General features: G+C 46.3%; 4 protein-coding genes and 1 pseudogene. All 5 read left to right on the top strand.

Going from position 1 to position 4,104, the window contains the following annotated elements; genetic code table 11:
- Nucleotides 1-309 (top strand): annotated as a pseudogene (locus ACLQ6D_RS03935) (IS701 family transposase); the annotation flags it as partial.
- Between the two features lie 75 nt (nucleotides 310-384).
- Complete coding sequence (locus tag ACLQ6D_RS03930) at nucleotides 385-1,764, top strand: hypothetical protein (protein WP_411725986.1); 1,380 nt, start codon at nucleotides 385-387, stop codon at nucleotides 1,762-1,764.
- A gap of 44 nt (nucleotides 1,765-1,808) precedes the next feature.
- Nucleotides 1,809-2,306: a hypothetical protein gene (locus tag ACLQ6D_RS03925; protein ID WP_411725985.1), complete on the top strand. Its 498-nt coding sequence runs from the start codon at nucleotides 1,809-1,811 to the stop codon at nucleotides 2,304-2,306.
- Between the two features lie 116 nt (nucleotides 2,307-2,422).
- Nucleotides 2,423-2,881 carry a TerB family tellurite resistance protein gene (locus ACLQ6D_RS03920; protein ID WP_411725984.1) on the top strand — a complete coding sequence of 153 codons (459 nt, stop codon included), beginning with the start codon at nucleotides 2,423-2,425 and terminating at the stop codon, nucleotides 2,879-2,881.
- A 250-nt stretch (nucleotides 2,882-3,131) separates the two neighbouring features.
- Nucleotides 3,132-4,100 carry an IS1595 family transposase gene (locus ACLQ6D_RS03915; RefSeq protein WP_411725983.1) on the top strand — a complete coding sequence of 323 codons (969 nt, stop codon included), beginning with the start codon at nucleotides 3,132-3,134 and terminating at the stop codon, nucleotides 4,098-4,100.
- The last annotated feature ends 4 nt before the right edge of the window (nucleotides 4,101-4,104 follow it).

Here is a 4,104-nt window from a genome sequence, read left to right as displayed (position 1 = left end):
GTATCCTGTATCTGGCTTGTAGCGACCTCGACTGCGACCCAGCGGCGATTCAAACGATCTACCAAAAACGGTGGAAAGTGGAAGTCTTCCATAAAACCCTCAAGTCCAATGCGGCCTTGGCCAAGTCCCCGACCCAACGGGTCAGGGCCCAAGGCAACCACGTCTTCCTTTCGATCTATGCCGCCTTCCGCTTGGAATGCCTTTCAATTAAACACAAGCTCAACCATTTTGCCTTGCGGGCTAAGTTGTATCTGAAAGCGGTTCGGGTTGGCTTTTGATGAGCTACAGACGCTTAAGCGCGTAACATGAGTTATTAAACAATTCTGGGTGTATACTTTTATCCTACTTCATACCTATAAAACCGAACAAAATGAGGTCAACCCGATGGCTGAAAAAACAGTAAGCAAATACCTGTCCAACCTGGAAAAACACTTTGCCAATGACAATCCGGTATTGCTGAACGCAGTAAAAGTATTCCACGACCTCGATCAACTAGAATTTGACCTGGGATTGATTGAAAACGAGGAAACCACAGCCAGCAAATACTCCTGGTGGCCCATCGTTAGCCTGATCGGGGGCAATTCCACAGCCAAATCACGGTTCATCAACAGCTACTTAGGCACGGATCAACTACTTTCCGGCATTCAGGCATCCAGCCACAAATTCACCGTTCTCGTGTATAACAACCAAGCTACGCCTGCAACCTTACCGGGAACAGCCCTGGATGTTGACCATCGTTACCCGTTTTACCAGGTCAGCCAGAAAATTGAGCAACTGCAACCCAGTGAAGGACGCCGCATTAATGCCTACCTGGAATTAAAAACCATTAGTAGCGAGCGCTTAAAAGGTAAATTGTTCATTGATGCCCCGAATGTAAGCGCAACGTCCGCCACCCCGGTCATGTCGATGTTAACCTCCCATATCATCGAAAATTCGGATCTGGTGCTGGTGTTTTGCGATGTTTTCGAAACACCAACCTCGCTGATGAATGAATTGGTCCAGCAAATCACCTTGCACCAGGACACCAATAAATTTATTTACTTGATTGATGCGCCGGCTGCGGCTTTTTACCCTACTAAAAGCAGTGAAATCATTTCATCTTGGCAGCGGAGATTGGCTGACATCGGGCTTAATACGGGGCAATTTATCTTGTTGCCCAACCAGGAACATAGTGTTAACACTCAAAGTCCGCCACAATTTATCGAAATTGACCAACGTTTGGCTAACGTGGAGCATGACCGGTCATACCGTATCCTTAATGCCTTGGAAAAAAGCATCCACGAAATTGAAAACGTGGTCATTCCTGAAGTTAAAGACGGCATTACTATCTGGAAAGAACGTGTCAACATGGCCAGCCTGCTTATCCTTGGCGCAATTGCAATGTTGGCAGTGTTCGCAGAATTACAACTTGGCATCGTTATAGACCTGCTGTTTGATCCCATTACCGGCCCCATCATAGTGCTGGCCGTCATCTCTATCATGCTGCCCTTGCATTTGATAATGAGTAAGCTGCAAGCCAAATTCATCATTAACCGGTTAAACACACGCCGGAAAAGCCTACATTTGATGGAAAACTTGGCTGAGTTGTTCGAATCCAATTTGACGTTTTCACGTATGTTATTGACTTTTTCGGAACCTGCCGGCTGGAATAAGAAAACCAAGGCACGGTTAACGCAACTCTCTGATAAAACCAAAGACCTGGTGCAAGCGCTGAATGACAGTTTCAGCACCTACAGCGACCGTAACTCAAATTCTCCTGATTAATTAACATCCATGCCAACCCATTTACTGCCTAGTTCTAAGCGATTATGGATAACCTGAGAGAATACTTAGCGCTGTGCTGGTTGAATCATGATCCCTTGGAACTGCCAAGATCGGTGAGCTTATTCAGGAAGAACCTAGCTATTTATTTTGTTATCGGCTATTTGTTACAGGCCAATTTGATTGACGACCCTTTCGAGTCGTTTTATGAAATCAGCCTACAAATTGTTTTTATGCTGGCGTTTATCGGCATCATGCTGTTTTTGAACAAAACGCTTTATGTGTATGTACAAGTCGCCACCGCATTCATGTTTAGTGCAAATATCATTTCGTTATTTGTTGTCCCCGTCATGGTGTGGTTGACGGTCACCGAAGACCTATATAGCTATTACCTGTTTTTCCTATTGTTGGCTTGGTACTACGCGATCGTCTCTTACATCATCAAATTCACCTTGGACATCAACTTTCCCGCCAGCCTGGTTTTGTCCTTATTCTATTTCATCGCCACTTATTTGGGCGCTTTTGTGCTTGGGCAATCGATCTAAACGGAGCGTCTGTGGGGCTATTCCTCAATGGCTTTTAGCTAGCCAAGAAAAAATATTTAATTAAAGTAAACTTGCACCTACATTAACTATTTACATGAAATCGGAATTTTTTGAAAATGCTCAACCAAATCAAACTTTTTTTTGAGCAACATCTGGCGCTTTTAGCGCCGGAAGATAACGTAGAAGAAACGCTACAACTTGCGGCTGCCGCATTGTTCTTGGAAATGATGACCATGGACGATAAAATTGGACTAAAAGAGCAAGAAGTGATTCTGTCCTTGATTCAGCAGAACTTTTCTTTAAAGTTTGAACAAGCGACCTTATTAATGGAGTTAGCTGAACAACAAATAAAACAGGCGACTGATTATTTTCAATTTACTTCCTTAATCAATAAAACATACAGTTTGGAACAAAAAATTCATTTGATTGAATCGTTATGGAAAATCGCATTTATTGATAATGTATTAGATGTTCAGGAGGAATACTTTGTAAGAAAAATTGCGGAGCTTTTACATGTCCCCCATTCCGCTTTTATTTTGTCAAAGGATCGAGTAGGGGCGGATAACAAGATTTAATCAGCCCCTGATTTTGACCTGACAGAAACAATCTAAAAACGGTACTTGCCTATTTTGTCTAAACATAAGACACATTAATCAGTGACCGCTTGTTTAGCGGGCACTTGTGGATCGTATTGATAAATATAATTTTTCTTGTCGGTAATGAAACTGGCAGGTCAAAAGTTAAGGCTATGTCATCGTTAATTATGGAATCTTTATCTGCCTTTCCAGTCGAATGATTTACTTAGGGTTTCACTGGAAGATCATCATGAAAAGCGCAGAATTTATGGCATTAATGACCACCATCCGTCGATTAGATCACCATCAGCGTAAACGGCTGAGTGCGGCCTTAAGACAATCCTCCGGCGAGTCCAATGTTCTTGAATGGATTGAAGCCAGTTTTGATGCCAAAAGTGCCTGCCCGCACTGTGCTAGTGTCGAGTTGTACCGCAATGGTTGGGTTAGCGGGCTGCAACGTTATTATTGCCAACATTGCCACAAGACCTTCAATGCCCTCACCCGCACACCGCTGGCGCGTCTTCGCGACAAGCCCAAATGGCTGGATTATCTGGCTGCGATGGCGCAGTCATTGAGCGTACGCCAGTGTGCCGCCGACACCGGTGTCCACCGCAACACCAGCTTCCGCTGGCGGCACCGGTTCTTGCGCTGGATTGGCCAGGATCGTCCCTCTAAGCTGCACGGCATCACCGAAGCCGATGAAACCTATCTGCTGGAATCGGACAAAGGCCAACGGAACCTGGGGCGTGAGCCTGGAAAGCGCGGCGGCAGCGCCACTAAACCAGGCCTCTCTGACGAACAGGTCTGTGTGCCGGTGGCGCGTGACCGTGCCGGGCAAACGCTGGACTTCGTGGCCGGCAACGGGCCACTCACCAAAACCCGGCTCACCACCGCCCTCAAGCCTATGCTGGCTGCGGATGCCCTGTTGGTCAGCGATGGCAACCCCGCCTACACGGCGTTCTGTGAGGCCGAAGGGATCAGCCATGAAGCCGTCAACCTCAGCCAAGGCCAGCGCGTCAATGGCGCTTATCATGTGCAGAATGTCAACGCTTATCATAGTCGGTTTAAGCAGTGGTTGGCACGCTTCCATGGCGTAGCAACCCGCTACCTACCAAACTACCTGGGCTGGCGACGGGCTTTTGAACAGCACCAACCACTCACACCGGAAATGCTGCTGAATGCCGCCCTGGGGAATTTTCAATATTTAACGGTGACATAGCCTT

This window comes from Methyloglobulus sp., assembly GCF_046714055.1.
In the GTDB taxonomy this organism is placed as follows: domain Bacteria; phylum Pseudomonadota; class Gammaproteobacteria; order Methylococcales; family Methylomonadaceae; genus Methyloglobulus.
The sequence above is the reverse complement of the archived record's forward strand: the minus strand, read 5'-3'. Positions and strand labels throughout refer to the sequence as shown.

Bases quoted from the DNA above. Each gene is read 5' to 3' on its own strand.
- ACLQ6D_RS03930 (WP_411725986.1), top strand. From the start codon at position 385: ATGGCTGAAAAAACAGTAAGCAAATACCTGTCCAACCTGGAAAAACAC.
- ACLQ6D_RS03925 (WP_411725985.1), top strand. From the start codon at position 1,809: ATGGATAACCTGAGAGAATACTTAGCGCTGTGCTGGTTGAATCATGAT.
- ACLQ6D_RS03920 (WP_411725984.1), top strand. From the start codon at position 2,423: ATGCTCAACCAAATCAAACTTTTTTTTGAGCAACATCTGGCGCTTTTA.
- ACLQ6D_RS03915 (WP_411725983.1), top strand. From the start codon at position 3,132: ATGAAAAGCGCAGAATTTATGGCATTAATGACCACCATCCGTCGATTA.